The 19610-nt window shown below is 66.2% G+C and carries 21 protein-coding genes; 12 read left to right on the forward strand and 9 right to left on the reverse strand.

All coding sequences use genetic code 11. From position 1 onward, the window contains the following. Positions 1 to 381: 381 nt before the first annotated feature. Positions 382 to 555: a DUF1328 domain-containing protein gene (locus tag QX135_RS09065; RefSeq protein ID WP_009031962.1), complete on the forward strand. Its 174-nt coding sequence runs from the start codon at positions 382 to 384 to the stop codon at positions 553 to 555. A gap of 81 nt (positions 556 to 636) precedes the next feature. Here QX135_RS09065 and QX135_RS09070 read toward each other — a convergent pair whose 3' ends face one another. After that, complete coding sequence (locus QX135_RS09070; RefSeq protein WP_316176606.1) at positions 637 to 1002, reverse strand: DUF427 domain-containing protein; 366 nt, start codon at positions 1000 to 1002, stop codon at positions 637 to 639. A 251-nt stretch (positions 1003 to 1253) separates the two neighbouring features. On the opposite strand from QX135_RS09070, the gene QX135_RS09075 reads away from it, so the two are divergent. Both QX135_RS09075 and QX135_RS09080 read left to right on the forward strand, forming a co-directional pair. Then, positions 1254 to 1493, forward strand: coding sequence for a BolA family transcriptional regulator (locus tag QX135_RS09075; RefSeq protein WP_315737357.1), 240 nt, complete (start codon positions 1254 to 1256; stop codon positions 1491 to 1493). A 38-nt stretch (positions 1494 to 1531) separates the two neighbouring features. Continuing rightward, a complete protein-coding gene (locus QX135_RS09080; RefSeq protein ID WP_315774281.1) occupies positions 1532 to 2734 on the forward strand; it encodes a low temperature requirement protein A in 1203 nt (400 codons plus the stop codon). On the opposite strand, the gene egtD is transcribed toward QX135_RS09080, so the two are convergent. Both egtD and egtB read right to left on the reverse strand, forming a co-directional pair. After that, positions 2710 to 3681: an L-histidine N(alpha)-methyltransferase gene (gene egtD / locus QX135_RS09085; RefSeq protein WP_316176605.1), complete on the reverse strand. Its 972-nt coding sequence runs from the start codon at positions 3679 to 3681 to the stop codon at positions 2710 to 2712. The two genes, QX135_RS09080 and egtD, sit on opposite strands and share 25 nt — an antisense overlap. A 53-nt stretch (positions 3682 to 3734) precedes the next feature. Then, positions 3735 to 4985: an ergothioneine biosynthesis protein EgtB gene (gene egtB, locus QX135_RS09090; protein WP_316176604.1), complete on the reverse strand. Its 1251-nt coding sequence runs from the start codon at positions 4983 to 4985 to the stop codon at positions 3735 to 3737. Between the two features lie 306 nt (positions 4986 to 5291). On the opposite strand from egtB, the gene grxD reads away from it, so the two are divergent. Beyond that, positions 5292 to 5630, forward strand: a complete 339-nt coding sequence (gene grxD / locus QX135_RS09095; RefSeq protein ID WP_006609190.1) for a Grx4 family monothiol glutaredoxin — start codon at positions 5292 to 5294, stop codon at positions 5628 to 5630. 114 nt (positions 5631 to 5744) lie between these two features. Then, positions 5745 to 6965 carry a serine hydrolase domain-containing protein gene (locus tag QX135_RS09100; protein WP_316177241.1) on the forward strand — a complete coding sequence of 407 codons (1221 nt, stop codon included), beginning with the start codon at positions 5745 to 5747 and terminating at the stop codon, positions 6963 to 6965. A gap of 3 nt (positions 6966 to 6968) precedes the next feature. Here QX135_RS09100 and QX135_RS09105 read toward each other — a convergent pair whose 3' ends face one another. The 6 genes from QX135_RS09105 to murI all read right to left on the reverse strand — a co-directional run bounded on the left by QX135_RS09105 (position 6969) and on the right by murI (position 12400). Next, the gene (locus QX135_RS09105) at positions 6969 to 8036 is read right to left on the reverse strand and encodes a threonine aldolase family protein (protein ID WP_316176603.1); all 1068 of its coding nucleotides are present in this window, start codon (positions 8034 to 8036) and stop codon (positions 6969 to 6971) included. 73 nt (positions 8037 to 8109) lie between these two features. Continuing rightward, positions 8110 to 8664, reverse strand: a complete 555-nt coding sequence (locus QX135_RS09110; protein WP_315811605.1) for a hypothetical protein — start codon at positions 8662 to 8664, stop codon at positions 8110 to 8112. Positions 8665 to 8868: 204 nt separating this feature from the next. Next, positions 8869 to 9486: a 30S ribosomal protein S4 gene (gene rpsD, locus QX135_RS09115; RefSeq protein ID WP_011925811.1), complete on the reverse strand. Its 618-nt coding sequence runs from the start codon at positions 9484 to 9486 to the stop codon at positions 8869 to 8871. Positions 9487 to 9699: 213 nt separating this feature from the next. Continuing rightward, the gene (locus QX135_RS09120) at positions 9700 to 10524 is read right to left on the reverse strand and encodes an acyltransferase (protein WP_315776533.1); all 825 of its coding nucleotides are present in this window, start codon (positions 10522 to 10524) and stop codon (positions 9700 to 9702) included. A gap of 292 nt (positions 10525 to 10816) precedes the next feature. Continuing rightward, entirely contained in the window at positions 10817 to 11590 is a 774-nt protein-coding gene (locus tag QX135_RS09125; RefSeq protein WP_316234041.1) for an HpcH/HpaI aldolase family protein, read from the reverse strand. A gap of 12 nt (positions 11591 to 11602) precedes the next feature. Then, on the reverse strand, positions 11603 to 12400 hold the full coding sequence (gene murI, locus QX135_RS09130) for a glutamate racemase (RefSeq protein WP_316234042.1): 798 nt from the start codon (positions 12398 to 12400) through the stop codon (positions 11603 to 11605). A gap of 893 nt (positions 12401 to 13293) precedes the next feature. Here murI and QX135_RS09135 point away from each other — a divergent pair. The 7 genes from QX135_RS09135 (at position 13294) to QX135_RS09165 (ending at position 19596) form a co-directional block, all read left to right on the forward strand. Then, positions 13294 to 13623 carry a metalloregulator ArsR/SmtB family transcription factor gene (locus QX135_RS09135; protein ID WP_316234043.1) on the forward strand — a complete coding sequence of 110 codons (330 nt, stop codon included), beginning with the start codon at positions 13294 to 13296 and terminating at the stop codon, positions 13621 to 13623. Then, entirely contained in the window at positions 13620 to 14099 is a 480-nt protein-coding gene (locus QX135_RS09140; RefSeq protein ID WP_316234044.1) for an SRPBCC domain-containing protein, read from the forward strand. The genes QX135_RS09135 and QX135_RS09140 overlap by 4 nt, the downstream gene beginning before the upstream one ends. Before the next feature lie 17 nt (positions 14100 to 14116). Next, positions 14117 to 14530, forward strand: a complete 414-nt coding sequence (locus QX135_RS09145; protein ID WP_316234045.1) for a GFA family protein — start codon at positions 14117 to 14119, stop codon at positions 14528 to 14530. Positions 14531 to 14833: 303 nt separating this feature from the next. Then, positions 14834 to 15106: a hypothetical protein gene (locus QX135_RS09150; RefSeq protein WP_316234046.1), complete on the forward strand. Its 273-nt coding sequence runs from the start codon at positions 14834 to 14836 to the stop codon at positions 15104 to 15106. A 166-nt stretch (positions 15107 to 15272) separates the two neighbouring features. Next, a complete protein-coding gene (locus tag QX135_RS09155) occupies positions 15273 to 16034 on the forward strand; it encodes an ABC transporter ATP-binding protein (RefSeq protein WP_316234047.1) in 762 nt (253 codons plus the stop codon). Next, positions 16028 to 18394, forward strand: a complete 2367-nt coding sequence (locus QX135_RS09160) for an ABC transporter permease (protein WP_316234063.1) — start codon at positions 16028 to 16030, stop codon at positions 18392 to 18394. Before QX135_RS09155 ends, QX135_RS09160 begins: the two co-directional genes overlap by 7 nt. Before the next feature lie 2 nt (positions 18395 to 18396). Beyond that, entirely contained in the window at positions 18397 to 19596 is a 1200-nt protein-coding gene (locus QX135_RS09165) for an efflux RND transporter periplasmic adaptor subunit (protein WP_409999167.1), read from the forward strand. The last annotated feature ends 14 nt before the right edge of the window (positions 19597 to 19610 follow it).

Below are 19610 nucleotides of genomic sequence, written 5' to 3' on the forward strand. Positions count from 1 at the left end.
ATCCCCTTCGCCGCGGGGCGTCACGCAAACGCCGTCCAAGGCTGCGCGAGCCGGAATGATTCAATGAGATCGTGTGACTGTCTGGCATCGTCATTCGCTGGAGACGCCCGCAAGCGAGCGAATGACGGCGCCAGACCCCCAGATGTTGTCGTTGGTGCTGCAAATCAGCAAGTGCCGCGGTCCGCAAGCCGGTTTCTCACACCCTCTGCCGATTTCCGCTCCCGATATCCTTACGAACCGACGACCTACGAAGTTACGGGCGGGACTGCCGTGGGTTGCGCATTTCCTCGGCGACGGGATCGATGGCCGAAGGAACCGGTTCCCCGCGGCATCGTTAGTGAGGCGCCGCGCCGGCACGGCGCAGAACCGGAGGACCATACCGTGACACTTCTCAAATGGGCGTTGCTGTTCTTCGTGATCTCGGTGGTGGCCGGTATTCTCGGCTTCACCGGCATTTCGGCAGCTTCCGCCGACATTGCGCGGATCCTGTTCTACATCTTCCTGGTGATCTTCCTCGTGCTCCTGATTCTGGGGCTTACGATTTTCAGAGTGTAGCACGCCATCAGGTCAGTGACCGAAACGACCGCCGCGCCGGTATGGCCTCGCGCCGGCCGCGCGGCGGGCTGTCACCGCAGTTCAATCAACTGCGATCTCCTCGATCCGCACCTTGTCCGGATAGAACGCCAGGTGGCCCGAGATCTCGGTCATCGCCGGGAAGGGCGCCTCGTAGCTCCAGATCGCATTGTCCAATGTCTTGCCGTTGGCGACGACGCTGAAATAGCTCGCATTCCCCTTGTACGGACAATGGGTGACACGATCGGTCTTCTGCAGGGCCGCCATGTCGACGTCGGCCCGCGGCACGTATTGAACCGCGGGGTAGCTCGCTTCCTTCAGCGTCAACGCGCGGGTGGTGTCGGCAATCACGGCGCCGTCGGCGATCACCCGCACACGTTTCGGATTGGGGGTGATGGTGATCGGGTGATCCGGTCCTGGAAGCTTCATGTCGCCCTCACGATTCAGCCTTTTGGGTGCGTCACCCGGTCCGACGTATCTCGTTTGATCCCGGTATATAGTGGTTCCGCGCGTGACCTCGAAAGCGGTTCGCGCTAGATTTCACCATCACGGTCCCGCGAGAACGCCTTGATTCGCCGTGCTCGGCGGGCCACTGATGGGAGTGCAGCCAAGCCGCGGGCCCTGCGGGCTACATCGTCCACGGGATGCGGCGCCTGCCTGACATAAGGAGATGCACCGGGATGCCCATGGATGCCCACGATATCGAGCAGATGATCAAGTCTGCCATCCCTGACGCCCAGGTGACGATTCGCGATCTCGCCGGCGACGGCGACCATTACGCCGCGACGGTGATCTCGGAATCGTTCCGCGGCAAATCCCGCGTGCAGCAGCATCAGCTCGTCTATCAATCGCTGCGCGGCCAGATGGGTGACGTGCTGCACGCTCTGGCGCTGCAGACCGGCGTGCCTGAGCAGCGCTGACCGTTCATTGCAGATCGCGCAGCACGCATCCGGGGGAGATGGCGGTGGACGATCCGCGTGGTGCGCTGTTTCGCGTCATTGAGCCGAACCGGCACAGCCGGGTCACGTTCGTCGAGCTGTTCTTCGATCTCGTCTTCGTCTACGCGGTGACGCAGATCTCGCACTATCTGATCGGCCATTTCTCGCCGCTCGGCGCCGCCCAGACAGCTGTCCTGTTTCTCGCGGTCTGGTGGGTGTGGGTCTACACCGCCTGGGTCACCAACTGGCTCGATCCCGAGAAGGCGCTGGTCCGAGGTCTCTTGTTCGCGCTGATGCTGGCGGGCCTCGTGCTGTCGATGTCGATCCCGCGGGCGTTCGACGACCGCGGCCTGTGGTTCGCGATGGCCTACGCCGCCATGCAGGTCGGCCGGACCGCGTTCTGGCTGACCGCGACGCCGCCGCAGCGATCTGCCGTCCGCCGCAACGCCGCCCGCATCCTCTCCTGGCTCAGTGCCTCCGCCGTGCTCTGGCTGCTCGGCGGCCTTGCCGAGGGCCCGGCGCGGATGGGGTTGTGGGGGGCGGCGCTCACCCTGGAATATGTGTCGCCGGCCGTCCGCTTCTGGGTCCCCGGGCTGGGTGCATCCACCGTGGAGGACTGGATGGTCGAAGGCGGCCACATGGCGGAGCGCTGTGCGCTGTTCATCATCATCGCGCTCGGCGAATCAATCGTCGTCACCGGCGCGACCTTTGCCGAGCTCGACTGGACCGGAGCCAACATTGCCGCCTTCGCCAGCGCCTTCATCGGCACGGTGGCGATGTGGGCGGTGTATTTCAACCGCGGCGCCGAGGCGGGATCGGAGGTGATTTCGCAGTCGGCGCAATCCGGGCTGATGGCGCGCTCGGCTTACACCTACTTGCACATGCCGATCGTCGCCGGCATCATCGTGTCGGCCGTGTCGGACGAGATCGTCCTGAAGCACCCGCTCGGGCATGCCGACTTGAATACGGCGGCGACAACGATCGGCGGTCCGTTCGTGTTTCTGCTCGGGACCATCCTCTTCAAGTTCAACATCCGCGGTTTCCTGCAGTTGTCGCACGGCGCTGGACTGCTGGCGCTGATCGGGCTCGGCTGGTTCGCGACCGAACTGTCGCCTCTCGTGCTCTCGGCGCTGACGAGCGCGTTGCTGGCGATCGTCGCCTTGTGGGAGACGCTGTCGCTGCGATCGAAGCCAGAGCCTCACGCCTCGGCGACGAGCGCCTGAACCGAGAACATCTTCTCCGCATCCGTCCACACGGTCCGGACTTTCCAGCCAGAACCACGGGCCAGCGCGCCGAAGCGCTCGATGCTGTATTTGTAGCTGTTCTCGGTGTGGATGCTCTCACCGGCGCGGAACGAGAGGGTGGTGCCGAGCAGCCGTATAGTCTGCGGCTTCCGCGCCACCAGATGCATCTCGATGCGGTGCTGCTCGCGATTGTAGATCGCCCGGTGGACGAAGGCGGACAGGTCGAAATTGCCGCCGAGCTCGCGGTTCATCCGCAACAGCAGATTGAGATTGAAGCGCGCGGTCACGCCGGCCGCGTCGTTGTAGGCGGCATGCAGGACGCGCTCGTCCTTCTCCAGGTCGACACCGACGATCATCAGCGCGCCGGTCCCTAAGATCTCGCGCGCCGAGCGCAGGAAGCGGCAGGCCTCGTGCGGCTCGAAATTGCCGATCGTCGATCCCGGAAAGAAGCCGACCTTCGGCTTGCCTTCGATGGCCTCGGGCAGTTTGAACGCCGTGGTGAAGTCGGCGACGACCGGGTGCACGGCGAGCTGCGGGAAGTCGCGGCGCAGGCTGTCGGCCTGTGCGGTCAGGAACTCGCCGGAGATGTCGACCGGCACATAGGCCGCAAAGCGGCAGCGTTCCAGCAGCAGCCGCACCTTGGTGGTGGCGCCGGCGCCGAACTCGACCAAGGCCGCCTCATCGGGAATGATCGCAGCGATCTCGGCGCCGCGATCCCTGAGAATGCCGAGCTCGGTGCGGGTCGGATAGTACTCCGGCAGCCGCGTGATCTGCTCGAACAGATCCGATCCCGCCGCGTCATAGAAATACTTCGGCGACAGCTGCTTGGGCTGCTGCGCGAGGCCTGCGACCGCATCGCGCGCGAATGCCGACGTCTCGGCGTCGGGAAGGTGAGCGTTGGACAACGTGTTGACATGCACGTTCATGATACTCTCCTGGACGCGCACGGGCGCGACGTCGGGCAACGAATGTGGGTTGATCAGGCGTAGTCGGCGAGCCGGAGCCCGGTGAATTGCCAGCGATGATGCGGATAGAAGAAGTTGCGATAGGTGACGCGGCTGTGGCCTGCCGGCGTCGCGAGCGATGAGCCGCGCAGCACCAGCTGATTGACCATGAATTTGCCGTTGTACTCGCCGAGCGCGCCTTCGACGGCACGATAGCCGGGATAGGGGCTATAGGCGCTGCGGGTCCATTGCCACACGGCGCCGAAGGCATCGTTGAGCTGGTTGCCACGCGCGGCGACCTCCCATTCCATCTCGGTCGGTAGGTGCTTGCCGCGCCAGCGCGCGAACGCATCAGCCTCGTAGTAGCTGACGTGGCAGACGGCTGCGTCAGAATCGACGGTCGTCAATCCGCCCAGCGTCATGATGCGCCACTCGCCCTCGACCTTGTACCAATGACCGGGAGCCTGCCAGCCCTCGCGGCTGGCGGCAGCGAAGCCGTCCATGAGCCAGAGCGTGGCGGTCCGGTAGCCGCCGTCATCCATGAAGGCGAGCCACTCAGCATTGGTGACGAGATTGCGCGCGATCCCGACCGGCCCGACGAGCGCCCGATGCGCCGGCCCCTCATTGTCGAAATGGTAACCATCGCCGGCGTGCCCGACGGTGTGGATGCCTTCGGGGAGGTGGACCCAGTCCTTGCCCCGGTCCGTTGGGGACGGAAATGTCCACGATGGATCGTAGGCCGGCGCCGTCGGATTCTGCGCGAACGCATGCAGGATGTCGGTCAGCATCAGCTCCTGGTGCTGCTGCTCGTGATTGAGGCCGACCTCCACGAGCGGCGCCACGGCTGCCAAGGTCGCGGCATCGGCTTGGCCCAGGAAGTCGACCATGGCCGCGTCGACATGCCGGCGGTACGCCGTGATCTCGGCCACCCCCGGGCGGGTGATCAGGCCCCGCTCGCCCCGCGTGTGGCGCGGGCCCGCACTGACGTAATAGGAGTTGAACAGGAAGGCATAATCGGGGTGAAAAGGGGCATATCCTCGGCAGTGCGCGCCGAGCACAAATTGCTCGAAGAACCAAGTGGTATGGGCGCGATGCCATTTGGCCGGACTGGCGTCCGGCATCGATTGGATGACCTGGTCTTCCGGGGTCAGCGGGGCCGCCCGGGCTTCGGTCTCGTTCCGGACCGCGAGATACGCCTCGATCAGACTGCCGGCCAGGCGACCCGGCCCAGGGGTTTGCGCAGCGGTGATCTGATGCGGGGCCGTGGCGGACGCTGAACTGGTCACGAGGGTCTCCGTTTGCCGGGAGAAAACGATGTTCGACGGAACAAGTTCCTTTTGGGCGGTTCGTCCTAGATAGGGGCTTGGTTACGGGATGAAACCCTCGTGGCGGCTATAATATTGCTGCCATCAGCCTATGGTCCGGCCGGGTGACTGTGTTGCGGACTGATCCTCGGCATTTTACTTTGGCTGAACAACGGTTTGCGCTACATATAAGACAGTGACGGTCGGCTCTGGACGAAATCTGTCCGGCGGCGACCCGCGCGGCACCGAGCCCCAGGCGTTCCTTGAGGCGCCCTAGAGGAAGCGAAGATGAGCATTGAGCAATTCATTGACAACGAAGTGAAGTCGAACGACGTCGTCCTGTTCATGAAGGGGACACCGCAGTTTCCGCAGTGCGGATTTTCCGGCCAGGTCGTGCAGATCCTGGACCACGTCGGCGTCGGCTATAAGGGCCTCAACGTTCTCGAATCTGCCGAGCTGCGCAACGGCATCAAGACGTTCTCGAACTGGCCGACGATTCCGCAGCTCTATGTGAAGGGCGAGTTCGTCGGTGGCTGCGATATCGTCCGCGAGATGTTCCAGAGCGGCGAGCTGCAGCAGCTGTTCACCGACAAGGGCATCCCGGTCGGCACGGCGGCCTCGGCCTGAGCTATCCGCGGACATCCCCCAACGCAGCGCTGACGGGATTGTCGGCGCCGCGTTGATGGCACGGCGCGGCAGCGTGCGATGTCGAGAGCAAGACTGACGGGCGGGGCTGGCGTCATGGACGGCCTCGTCTCGCGACGCGCGTTGCTCGGCGCACTCTTCGCGGTGCCCATGCTGCCGTGCCTGGCCCGCGCAGGCGCACAGTCGCCGCGCGATCTCGACCGGCGGCGCCTCGAGGCGGTCCCGACCTATTTCCGCGACGAAGTCTCCGCCGGCAACATTCCGGGCGCGGTCGTGCTGATTCAGCAGCACGACAGCCCTGTCCTGCTGCAGAGTTTCGGTGTTCGCGATCCCGCGACGCGCGCGCCGATGACGGAGGATGCGATCTTCCGCATCTACTCGATGTCGAAACCGGTCACGTCGGTGGCGGCGATGATGCTGGTCGATGACGGCAGGCTGAAGCTCGATGATGCGCTGGCGAGCTACATTCCCGCCTTCGCTGACGTGAGGGTCGGCGCTGCTCCGGTGGCGCGCCCGATCACCATCCGCGATCTGCTGCGCCATACCTCCGGCATCACCTACGGCTTTTATGGCGAGACGGCCGTGCGCCGGCTCTATGCGAAGGCGCCTCTGTTTGACGGCGACATCGACAACGCCACCTTCGTCGAGCGCCTCGCCAGGCTGCCGCTGGCCGAGCAGCCTGGCACGGTGTGGGACTACGGCCACTCGACCGACGTGCTCGGGCGGGTGATCGAAATCGTCTCCGGCCGCTCGCTCTATGAGTTCGAGCAGGAGCGGCTGCTCGGGCCGCTCGGCATGCGCGAGACGGCGTTCTTCCTCGCCGACCCGAGCCTGCGTAGCCGCGTCGCCGAACCGTCGCCGCGCGACTGGTTCGATCGTCCGATCGCCGGCATCGACGATCCCATTCGGCCCAGACGCTGGGAGTCGGGTGGGGCGGGAATGATCAGCACCATCTCCGACTACGCGCGCTTCGCTCAGATGCTGCTGAACGGCGGTGAGCTTGACGGCCGCTATTATCTCAAGCCTGAGACCGTCGCGGTCATGACGCGGGATCATGTCGTTGGGGCGGGAATTCGTCGTGACGACCTCTATTTTCCCGGCGCCGACAGCGGCTTCGGCTTGGGTTTCTCCGTGCGCATCACGGAGAAGCCTCCGGTGCCATCAGGCGAATATGGCTGGGACGGCGTCGGCGGGACGTTCTTCTTCATCGATCCCGCCGACGACCTGTTCGTCATCGTCATGATGCAGGCGCCCTCGCAGCGCGGCCGCATCGCGAGCGATGTGCGGCGGCTGGTCTATGCGGCGCTCGCACCATGATCCTCATGCTCCGCGTACGATCTCCCGGACATGGCCGATGGTCTCCTCGATCATGGCTGCGGTCACGTCGAGATGGGTGCAGGCGCGGATGCGGCCGTCCATCATCGCGAGCAGCACGCCGCGCTTGCGCAGCTCGGTCACCATCTTGTCGCCGGGCACACCGGAGCCGTCGGGCTTGAAGAACACGAGATTGGTCTCTGGCTCCTGGACCTCGACGCCCTGGATCTGCGACAGCCCGCGCGCCAGCGCCCGTGCATTGGCATGGTCCTCGGCGAGCCGGTCGACATGGTGATCGAGCGCGTAGATGCAGGCTGCCGCGACGATTCCGGCCTGGCGCATCGACCCGCCGAGCCGCTGCTTCCAGCGCCACACCTCGTCGATGAAGGCGGCGCTGCCGGCGAGCACGCCGCCGATCGGCGCGCCCAGCCCCTTGGAGAAATCGATCCAGGCCGAATCCCAGCCCGCGGTCATCTCCGCCGCCGGAATGCCGGTGGCGACGGTGGCATTGAGCAGCCGGGCGCCGTCCATGTGCGTCGCCATGCCCTGGGCCTTCGCGATCTGCACGATCTCGTCGAGCGCGGCCTTCTTCCAGATCGTGCCGCCGCCGATATTGGCGGTCTGCTCGACGCTGACGACGGTCTGCGGCGGCTGGTAGCGCGAGCGCGGATGCAGCGCGGCGCGGAGTGTCTCCGGCGTGAACTGGCCGTCGGGCCCCTTCAACTGCGTCACCTGGAAACCGCCGAGCGCCGCATGCGCGCCGCCCTCGCGCGAGATGATGTGCGCGGTCTCATGCGCGAGGATCTCGTCGCCCGGCCGGCAATGCACCAGCGTCGCCGCGACGTTGCACATCGTGCCCGACGGCATCAGCACCGCGGCCTCCTTGCCGAGCAGCGCGGCGACGCGGCCGCACAATTCATGCACGGTCGGATCGTCGCCGATCTGCTCGTCGCCGACCTCGGCGCGCGCGATGGCCTCGCGCATCGCGGCTGTCGGGCGGGTCTGCGTGTCCGACAACAGATTGACGCGCACGGGCGGCGCCTTGGGATCGCGCGGGGGCGGGGTGTAATACATCGGCAGTCCTCGTTCGGCTCATCACGACCCGACCTTACCCAACTCGCATCGCCCCCGCAAAACGCCTCCTCGATTACGCCGCGCGCGGCGGGTTGAGCCAGATGTCCGGCCGCCGCAACGGCCGGGTCTCGATCGGCTCGGCCACCAGCGGCGGCGCCTCGGTGCAATCGAAAACCCAGGAGTCGAGCGGGCTCTGCCGTGACGGTGAAAGCAGCAGCGCGGCGCCCGGCCGCTGCCGCCGGATGTTCCAGCCCATGTTCACCGCGGCCCAGCCGACCAGCATGGTGTGCCATTCGTCGGCGAGCTCGCGCGAATCATCGAAACAGTGGAGGAGCTCGAGCGCGTAGGGATCGTGGCGAAGCTGCGCGTCGGCAAAGGTGAGCCCGGTGCCGAGATGGCGGATCACATGGGCTGTCGCATCGGACTGGACGTGCCAGCAGGAGCGTTCGAGAATGTCGAAGACCGTCGAAGGGTAGAGGCCGTCATTGAATCGGTAACGGATCCCCGAGGGCCGTGCGCGTAACGGTGAAGCGCTGAGGGGCGGCGCCCGCAACGGCGGCAGAGGCGGGGCACCGACCGCATCGGTCGGCAACGCACCGAAGATGATATTGCGCCTGTTGAACTCCATGGCGAACGCCCCGCTACTTTACAACTGCAGACAGTGAATCACGGGACGGATTCGCTGTCAGCCCAGCTTGGGGCGATTTCGTGGCAGGTGTGGCATTCGGGAATCGGTTCGTCCCATCCGAAAAGAAGCCCAAAAAAGGAAGGCCCCGGCGCGTGCCAGGGCCTTCGGATTATCAGATGGGATCGGACCGCGGTCCGGTCAAGATCAGCGCGAGTAGAACTCAACGATCAGATGCGGCTCCATCTGCACCGCGAACGGCACGTCCGACAGCGCGGGGATGCGGATGAACTTCGCGGTCATCTTGGAGTGATCGGCCTCGATGTAGTCGGGCACGTCACGCTCGGCGAGCTGGGTCGCTTCCAGCACCACGGCGAGCTGCTTCGAGGCTTCCTTGACCTCGATCACGTCGCCCGGCTTGACCTGGTAGCTCGCGATGTTGACCTTGCGGCCGTTCACCTTGATGTGGCCGTGGTTGATGAACTGGCGCGCCGCGAACATGGTCGAGACGAACTTGGCGCGGAAAACGACGGTGTCGAGACGGCGCTCCAGAATGCCGATCAGGTTCTCGCCGGTGTCACCCTTGAGACGGCCGGCCTCGACATAGATGCCGTGGAACTGGCGCTCGGAGATGTTGGCGTAATAGCCCTTCAGCTTCTGCTTGGCGCGCAGCTGCACGCCGAAGTCCGAGAGCTTGCCCTTGCGGCGCTGGCCGTGCTGGCCGGGGCCGTATTCGCGGCGGTTGACGGGGCTCTTCGGGCGGCCCCAGATGTTCTGGCCCATGCGGCGATCGATCTTGTACTTCGCCTCACTGCGCTTAGTCATCGCGTCCTCTTCGATCAAGTTAGGGTTTGAGGAAACGCGCCCTCCTGTGTGTCCGGAAGCCCGGTCCACCGACAGGCCCATCCCCAAAGCATGAAGGGATGAAGGCCACGGGTCGCGAAACGCAACGCGGGCCGAAACCGGCCCGCGAGCAGGCGGGTTCTACGGGAGAACCTGCCGACTTGTCAAACCGCAACCGGCGCTTTTGCCGGCGAATCACCGCTGCGGCTCTCCCGCAACGGTAATTTTCTGCCGCGCAGCCGGGAATCCGGGTACGGCCTCCGCCGGCCCACGGCCGCACGGGGTTCCGGCCTTCAGCTCGGCCGCGATCTCCCCGTTCAGCACCTGCTCGAGCCGGATTGCGGTCCTGGCCATCATGGCGCCGTCGGTGACCCGGTGGTCCCAGCGGATCAGGATGGCCAGGGTATGGTCGGGCTGGATGACGTCGTAATTGACGATGAACGGTCCCGGGCTCAGGGCCAGCAGCTGGCCGCCACCGCAGGCGGCGACGCTGGTCACGGAGAAATTGCCGAACCAGTTGGCCCGCTGCCGGCCGAAGCCGAGCCCGACCCACCAGGCGAACCGGCGCAGCGGCAACGGCAGCCGGGTCGCCCGCATGATCTTGCGGAACATGGCGACGTCCTCGACCGGCGCCTCCTTGCCCTGCCGGATCACGGCATCGATCTCGGCCAGGGTCATGGTCTCCGGCCCGGAGATGCGCTGCGGCAGCACGCAATCCTCACCATGCTCGACCCGGGCGATGGTGACGGTGGCGACGCTGCGCGGCAGCTCGTAGAAGCAGGGCCAGGGCCATTTGACGTAGAGCGTGCGCAGCACCGGCTCGTCGCGGGCGACCAGGGCGAACGCCTTGACGAAGATCGCGGCGAAACCGGGCGGGCGGACGGCCGCGGCGCGGGCCTCCAGCAGCGGCCCGATCTGGATCGTGCGCGCCAGCGACACGAACGGCACGTCACGCGAGGCATGCATCAGATCGATGATCAGACGGCGGTGCAGCGAGATCGGCTTGGTTGTTCCGCGCATCGTGAGATCGATCGCTCCCGCTGTTTTCTGTCTTGGCCGTCTCGCGTGGCCGTTGCTTGGTGGCTCCCGGCCTGGCCGGTGGCGGGCCTCTGTTAGCACCGGGGCGCCGTGCAGCAAACGCCTCGTTTGGGCGTCAGGGCGCCGGCGAGGCGAGCGGCTTGGTCTTGTCGACCACCCCGAGCCCGGGCAGGGCCGGCGACAGGCCGAAAATCGTCTTTTTCATCATGGTGTTCCCCCCAACTCTTGTTCTTTGTTTGGAACGTGAAGGACCGGCCCAAGCCGGCCGCCGACTCTAGCGCTTGATCCCCTCGAAGCTCGCGGCAATGCCGCGCTGGAACAAGGACCAGTCGAAGCCGAGCGCCAGCGCCACGTAACCGCGCGCGATCATCGCATTGGCCTGATCGGCCGAGCGCGCGGCGCCGCCGATCGGCACGCCCGATCTGAGGATGCCGGCCTCGGCGCGGGCGATCAGGGATTTCACTTCGGGATCATCGAGCTGGCCGCGCTTGTTGATCGAGGTCGCCAAGTCGCCGGGGCCGATCACGGCGATGTCGATGCCGGGGGTGGCCATGATCTCGTCGATGCGCTCGACCGCCTCGACATGCTCGATCGTCACCATGCAGATCATGTCGTCGTCGGCGGTCGCCATGTAGTCGGCCATCGACACGTTCCAGTGGAACGGCGCGTGGAACGGACCCCACAACCGGTCGCCGCGGGGCGGATAGCGCACGCTGCGCACCGCCTTCTCGGCCTCAGTGCGGCTGGAAATCATCGGGAAGTTGATGCCGAGGGCACCGAGGTCCATCGGCGCCTTGGCGAGGTGCGGCTCGTTGGCGGCGATGCGCACCAGCGGCACGCAGGGCGTGCCCGCAGTGGCCGTGATCATCGCATGCGCCGTCGAGAGATCGATCGGCCCATGCTCGAGGTCGACGATGATCCAGTCGAGCGACTGCGCCATGATGCGCACGGTCTGGATGCTCGGGATGGTGGCGATGGCGCCGAACGTCAGCTGCTTGTCGCGCCAGGCCTGCTTGAGGCGGTTGAGCGGTTTGGGCGCTGCGGTCATCGGCGGTCTCCGTCAGGCCGGGACGCGGCCGCCGAAATAGGGCGTGAGCGCGCGGCCGAGCTGATGTGGCTTGTTCGAGGTGAAGATCATGGTGGCCCCGCCATCGTCGGGGCCGCTGGCCGGGGGGCCCAGCAGGTCGGCGACGCGGCGCGCGATGGCCGGTGCCGGATCGATCCAGGTGACCGGCCAGGGCGCCAAGCGTTCGAGCCGGTCGAGCAGCAGCGGATAATGCGTGCAGGCGAGCACGACCGTGTCGGTGCGATCAGCGGGATCGGCGGCCTCGCCGGTGAAGCAGGGCGCGATCTCGGCGGCAATGGCCGCGTCGCTGACCTGCGTTCCGCTGAGCGCGGCCTCCGCCAGTGACGCGAGTTCCGGCGAGCCGACCAATGTGACGGTGCAGCCTTGCGCGAAGTCGCGGATCAACGCGTGGGTGTATTCGCGCGCCACCGTGGCCTTGGTGCCGAGCACCGAGACGCGCCTGGTCTGCGACTGCGCGCAGGCCGGCTTGATTGCCGGCACGGTGCCGACGAAGGGCGTGGGGTAGGCGGCCCGCAGCGGCGCCAGCGTCTGCACCGAGGCGGTGTTGCAGGCGATCACGATCAGGTCGGGCCGGTGCGCGGCGATCAGCTCGCCCATCAGCGGCACCACGCGGGCGATCAGGGCCTGCTCGCTGTGATGGCCGTAGGGAAAGAAGGCGTCGTCGGCGACGTAGACGTAGTGGGCGTCAGGCCGCGCCCGCACCACCTCGCGCAGCACGGACAGGCCGCCGAGGCCTGAGTCGAAGACGAGAATCGTCGGGCGGTGGGTCACGTGGCGAGTCTACCGGAATGGGAGGGGTGATTCAGTCGGTTTTTCTGCAGGGTTTGGCAGGAATGAGGCGTCTGGGTGTGTTCCGGTTGCGAGCTGAGAGGTTCAAACATCCGCAATACGAGCCGCCGTGGCTGCCAGATAGTCGCGGGGCGCGGCGCCACGCCCACGCTGACGCGTTGGCGCAGCTTGTCCGGGACGACAGCGGAGACGGAGGCGTCATTGCGAGGAGCGCAGCGACGAAGCAATCCAGAGTCGGCGCGGGACTCTGGATTGCTTCGCTTCGCTCGCAATGACGCCGAGACATGAAGACCGTGAAACATGCGCTCTCATCCTCGCGCCCGCATCTTGCGTCCGAGTGTTGTCCTCTGATCACCCTCTCGAGAATGAGGGCGCGGGAAAGGCCGGGTGCCGATCGCACCCATGGCCCGCCTGCGAAAAAAAGCAGGCGGCAGGAACCACAGGTACGGGCCGGATCATCCGGCCTTCCCCGCGCGATGGCGTTACGGCTTATACGTGATCTCCCCGGGGATCGGCTTTATTGCCCCCGTCGCCCGCGCGCTCGTCGAACTTGCGCATCGGACTTGGCATCAGCACCGGGATGCCAGGACCACACGATTTCGCCGTGCGCATCGGATCGTTCGTCGGCATGATCGCTCACGCTGCAACCCGACACGCCCACAGCATCCCGCACCCAACGCTCGTGACGATCGCGAAACGCCCCTCAATCGAGGCGGGATGCGACACCATAGCATCGAATTCCGAAAAACGGAAGAAGAAAATTCGGATTTTCAGGGGTGGTCTCTCACGCTGGAGTCGTCCCGCCAGGGCGAAAGACCAGGCAGAATAATAACATTAGTATTGACTAATTGATTAGTATCGGCTATTGGTTTTGCATGATCCAGCCTGAGACCATCACCACCGTCATGCGCGCGCTGGCCGATCCGACGCGGCGCGCGGTGTTCGAGCGCATCGTCGAGGCCGACGAGATCACCGTCGTCGAGCTCACCCGCGGCAGCACCGTCACGCAGGGCGCCATCTCGCAGCATCTGAAATCCCTGAAGCAGGCCGGCCTGGTCTGCGAGCGCCCCGAGGGGCGCAAGGTCTATTACCGCGCCGAGCCACGCGGCCTGGAGCCGCTGGCCGACTGGATGAGCCATTACGGCGTGTTCTGGCGCGACCGTTTCGCCAAGCTGAAAAACCTGCTGAAGGACATCGATCCATGAACCAAGCCGTGAATGCGGACACGCAGGCCATTGTGGTCGAGGACACCTTCCCTCATGCGCCCGAGGTCATCTGGAGAGCCTTGACCAGCGGCGAACTGATCGGTCGCTGGTTGATGGCGCCGAAGGGATTTGAGGCCGTCGTCGGCACGCGGTTCACCTTTCAGACCACACCGGCGGGCGAATGGGATGGCACCATTGATTGCGAGGTGCTGGAGGTCGTGCCGAACGAGCGGCTGTCCTATGCGTGGAAGGGCGGCCACGACAGCAATGTCGGCTACGGCGCGACGCTGGAGACGGTGGTCACCTTCAGTCTTGCCAAGGCGGACACGGGCACGCGCCTTCGCCTGGTGCATTCCGGCTTCGTAATTCCAACCAACGACACCGCCTATCGCAAGATGAGCGAAGGCTGGAAGAAGGTTGTCGCCAATCTCGACCGGATCGCCGGCGAAGAGGCGTCGTCGAAACAGCTGCACTGATGCCAAAGGAGAACGGTATGACCCAGTCCTATGCCGGCGGCTGCGCCTGTGGCGCGGTTCGCTACGAGATCTCGGGCGAGCCCGCAATCATGCTGGACTGCCAGTGCCGGCAATGTCAGCGCGACAGCGGCACCGGGCATCAATCGCATTTGACCTTCGTCGCGGCGGAGGTGAAGGTCGACGGCGAGGTCTCGCATTGGCAGAGCGTCGGCGACGGCGGCACCGTCAAGAGGCGCGCGTTCTGTCCGACCTGCGGCTCGTCGATGCACCTGACCTTTCCCGACATGCCCGATGTATTCATCGTCACGCCGGCGAGTCTCGACGACCCCGGCCGCTACCGGCCGCAACTGGTGTCCTGGACCGCGGCCGGTCACGCCTGGGATCACCTCGATCCGGCGCTGCCGAAATTCGAGAAGATGCCGCCCAGGTGAGTTCGGTCGTTGGGGCGTAGGAGGGTTGACTATCGACATTGTAGACCGCCCGTGTCTTCGTCCGCGAAGGCCGACGATCCAGTGCGCGGTGACGTCTCGGTCCAATATCTTCTGCTGCGGAGTACTGGATGCTCCGCTTTCGCGGAGCATGACAGCCGTGGAGATCGTGAGATCTCGACCCAGCATCCGCCGCCGATCTAGAAAATCGGTCGTCGATTCACCAGAACCTGAGCCGTGCCACCGGGTTGTACTTGGCTGCAGTTGAGCTCTAGGATCGCAAGATCATCCCCCACTGGCGGTACGATGTCGCGATTTCTGAATTGGTTCTTCCGAAATCGCGCGACCGGCGAGATCACCATCGCACAGATGCCCAACCCGGCGCTGTGGATCGTGCTGGTGGCCAGCTTTCTGAGCTGGGTCTGGCATCCACCGGGGCCGACAGGCCTCAATCTGGATTGCCTGGTCAAAGCCGGTCTCTTCGTCTGGGCGTTCGACGAACTCCTGCGCGGCGTCAACCCCTGGCGGCGCTGCCTCGGCGCAGCCGTGCTGGTGTATATGATCGCGACCGCGGTCTGATGGACATTAGCGCGCTGGCCACGTGATGATGTGGCCCGCTTGACATGCATCAACGGATGACGATGGCTACCGACCGATGGTCGGCGATGTCATCCGATGTCGAGGATTCAGGCGTGAGACGTCTCGCACGTTCGATGCGGGCCTTTGGTGCAGGAGCCGCAGCCCGATGAGTTCGGCCGTCACCAACGACGGGGGCCCCGCCGCGCCTCCTGATCGGTCCGGCGCCACCCCGGTGTTCCGCGCCCGCAAGCTCTCGAAGACCTATCGGATGGGCGAGGTCGAGGTGCATGCGCTGCGCGACGTCGACCTCGACATCTACGAAGGCGAGCTCGTGGTGCTGCTCGGGCCGTCGGGATCGGGCAAGTCGACCCTGCTCAACATCCTCGGCGGGCTGGACAGTCCGACGTCGGGCGAGGCGCAGTGGCGCGATCATCAGCTGGTCGGCGCCAGCGATGCCGAGCTGACGCGCTATCGGCGCGAGCATGTCGGCTTTGTGTTCCAGTTCTACAACCTGATCCCGAGTCTGACGGTGCTGGAAAACGTCGCGCTGGTCACCGAGATCGCCGACAAGCCGCTCGATCCGCTTGAGGTGCTCAAGCTGGTCGGCCTCGAGCGGCGCATCGACCACTTTCCCTCGCAGCTGTCCGGGGGCGAGCAGCAGCGCGTCGCGGTGGCCCGCGCCATGGTCAAGGCGCCCGACGTGCTGTTGTGCGACGAGCCGACCGGCGCGCTGGATTATGAGACCGGGAAGGTCGTGCTCGCCGCGATCGCCCGCGCCAACGCGCAGCTCGGGACGACCACGATCATCATCACGCACAATGCGGCGATCGCCGGCATGGCCGATCGCGTGCTGCGGCTCGGCGGCGGGCGCATCGTCGGCGAGACGCGCAATGCGCGGCGCCTCTCGGCCGATGAGGTGCGCTGGTGAGCCTGCTGGACCGCAAGCTGTGGCGCGACATCGGCGCGATGCGCGGACAGGTGGTCACGATCGCGCTGCTGGTGGCGGCTGGTGTCGCCGTGTTCGTCGGCTCGGTCTCGACCTATTTGTCCCTGCGCGGCGGCTGCGAGCAGTTCTATGCCGACGGCCGGTTTCCGCAGATCTTCGTCACGCTGAAGCGGGCGCCGCTCGCGCTGGTGCCGCGGCTCAATTCCATTCCTGGCGTGGTCGCGGTCGAGCCGCGCATCGTGCGCGAGGTCATCGTCGATTGGCCTGCCGTCTCGCAACCGGTCTCGGCCCGCCTGGTGTCGCTGACCCATGCCGGCGACGAGCCCCTGGCGCGGTTGCATCTGCGCCGCGGCACCGCGCCCGAGCCGGGCGCCGCGCGCAGCGCCGCGGTCAACGAGGCGTTTGCCGACGTCAACGGCGTCAGGCCGGGCGGCGAGATCCGCGTGCTGCTCAATGGCCGGGTGCAGGGCTTCCGGATCTCCGGCATCGCGTTGTCGCCGGAATATGTCTACGCGGTGAAGCCTGGATTGCCGATTCCCGACGATCGCCTCTATGCCATTCTGTGGGTCGACCGGAGCGCGGCCGAGGCTGCCTTCGACATGAAGGGCGCATTCAACGACGCCGTGATCGCGCTCGCCCCGGGCGTCGATCCCAAGCCCGTCATCGAGGAGCTCGACCGGCTGCTCGAGCCCTATGGGTCGATCGGCGCGATCGCGCGGCGGGACCAGCCGTCGAACCGCTTTCTCGAGGACGAGCTGAACCAGCAGAAGGTGATGTCGATCACCATTCCCATCATCTTCTTCGGCGTCGCCACGTTCCTGCTCAACGGCGCGCTCGGGCGGCTGGTCGCCGCGCAGCGCGAGCAGATCGCGGCGCTGAAGGCGCTCGGCTTTCCGACGCTGCTGCTCACCTTGCACTATCTCAAGCTGATGCTGGTCATCGTGCTGATCGGATCGGCGCTCGGCATCGCCGGCGGCTTCGGCTTTGGCCGTGCCATGATCACGAGCTATCAGGGGTTCTTCCGTCTGCCCGAGCTGTCATTCCGGCTGGCGCCATGGGCGGCGGTCGCCGGTGTCGCAATCAGCATCGCGGCCGGCGCGTTCGGGGTCATCACGGCGCTTCAGGAGGTCGTCGGCCTTGCGCCGGCGGAAGCCATGCGGCCCGCGATGCCGCTGGGATTCCGCCGCTCCTGGATCGAACGCATCGTGCCGGGCAGGGCGTTTGGCGCGCGGCGGATGATGATGCTGCGCAACGTCGCGGGGCGGCCGTTCCGCTCGCTGTTCACCATCATCGGCATCGCCTTCGCGGTGCCGATGATGGTGCTCGGGATCTTCTGGCGCGATGCGATCGGCGACATGATCGAGCTGCAGTTCAACCTGGTCGAGCGCGGCAACGCCATGATCACCTTTGTCCACCCGGTCGACCGTGCGGTCCTGCGTGATCTGGCGCGCCAGCCCGGTGTGCTCGCGGTCGAAGGTCAGCGCATCGTTCCGGTGCGCCTGCGCGCCGGGCATCAGAGCTACCTGACCTCGGTGATCGGGCTGGCCGCGACGGACGAACTGCGCCGGCCGCACGATTCCGCGCGCCGTCCGATCGTGGCGGCGCCTGATGGCATTACGCTGACCCGACGCCTTGCGGAGCGCCTGGCGCTGAACGCAGGGCAGATCGTCACGGTGGAGGCGATGGAAGGCCGTCGCCGGCGGCGCGACATTCCGGTCAGCGCCATCGTCGACGAGGCGGTCGGCATGGCGTCCTACATGGATATCGACACGCTCAATCGCTTCACCGGCGAAGGCGCGGCGGTCTCGGCGGCGAGCCTCCATGTCGAGCCGGCGGCGCTGGCTGCGCTCGGTGCGAGCTTCAAGACCATGCCGGCGATCGAATCGGTGACCATGAAGGCCTATGTCATCGCATCGTTCATGGAGAAGATCGCGGGCCTCGTGTTCGTCGTCGCCGGCATCCTGACCGGCTTCGCCGCGATCATCACCGTGGGCGTGGTCTACAACAGCGCACGCATCAGCCTGCAGGAGCGGGCCTGGGAGCTCGCCAGCCTGCGGGTGCTCGGCTTCACCCGCAGCGAGGTCGCGGGCATCCTGTTCGGCGAGTTTGCGCTGGACATCGCGGTCGGGATTCCGCTCGGCCTGTTGCTGTCGCGCGGCGTCATTGCGCTGATCGCGCACCTGCATTCCAGCGAAAGCTTCCAGATTCCTGGCGTGATCGCGCTGCAGACCTACCTGATCGCCACCGCGGTGGTCTTGGCCAGCGCCGCGATCAGCGCCATCATCGTCCGCAGGAGGGTCGATCGGCTCGATCTGGTCGCGGCCCTCAAGACCAGGGAATGAGCATGCGTCCCGTGTTGCGCCGCCTCGGCATCGTGTCAGCGTTCCTGGCGGCCGCCGCCGTCATCGCCTGGATGGCGATGCCGGGCGCAGTTCCGGTGGAGACGGCCATGGTGACCAAGGGGCGGTTCGTTGCCACCGTCGATGACGACGGCAAGACGCGGGTGCGCCAGCGCTACGTCGTGGCCGCGCCGCTCGCCGGCAGGCTGGGGCGCATCCGCTTCAAGGCCGGCGACCAGGTCAAGGCGGACGATGTGGTTGCCACCATCACGCCGGGGCCAGCGCCGCTGCTCGATCCGCGCGCCCGCCGCGAGACCGAGGAGCTGCTCGGCGCGGCAGAGGCCAACGTCGAGCGGGCCAAGGCGGTCGTGGCCCGAGCGCAGGCGCAGAGCGCGCAGGCAAGCGCCGATCTGGCGCGTACCACGGCCCTGGCCGCCAGCGGAGCGGCGACCGCGCAGGCGCGGGAGCGTGCCGAGCTCGCGATGCGGATCGCCGAGCGTGACCTGCGCGCAGCCGAATATGTCGACCATGCCGCCGAGCACGAGCTCAGCCAGCTCAGGGCGATGCTGGTGCGCTACGGGAGCAAGACCGATGCCGATGCGCCGGCGGATAGTTGGAGCGTGACCGCGCCGGTCGGCGGGCTGGTGCTGAAGGTGACCCAGGAAAGCGAAACGACGGTGCAGCCGGGTGCGGCATTGCTCGACCTCGGCGATCCCCACGATCTCGAAGTGGTCGTCGACGTGCTCAGCACCGATGCGGTCGAGATCCGTCCCGGCGCTGATGTCACGATCGATCGCTGGGGCGGCGCCGGCCGACTCTCTGGGCGGGTTCGCCGGGTCGAGCCGGCGGCGTTCACCAAGATATCGACGCTCGGAATCGAGGAGCAGAGGGTCAACGTGCTGATCGACATCGTCTCGCCGGCCGAGCAATGGCAGCGGCTCGGCGATGCCTATCAGCTCGATGCGCAGATCGTCGTCTTCACGCAGGAGGATGCGACCATCGTTCCGACCGGCGCGCTGTTCAAGCGCGGTGACGACTGGTCGGTGTTCGCGCTGAAGGATGGGCGCGCCGAGTTGCGCACCGTCCGGCTCATTCGGCGCTCAGGCCGGTTCGCCGCCGTGGCCGACGGCGTCGCCAGCGGCGATGTCGTGATCATCTATCCTAGCGACCGGGTGGCCGACGGCGTCAAGGTCGCGCCGCGCTGACCTGCGGCGCCGTC

Origin of the sequence: Bradyrhizobium sp. SZCCHNR1098 (assembly GCF_032489375.1) — a bacterium.
In the GTDB taxonomy this organism is placed as follows: Bacteria; Pseudomonadota; Alphaproteobacteria; order Rhizobiales; family Xanthobacteraceae; genus Bradyrhizobium.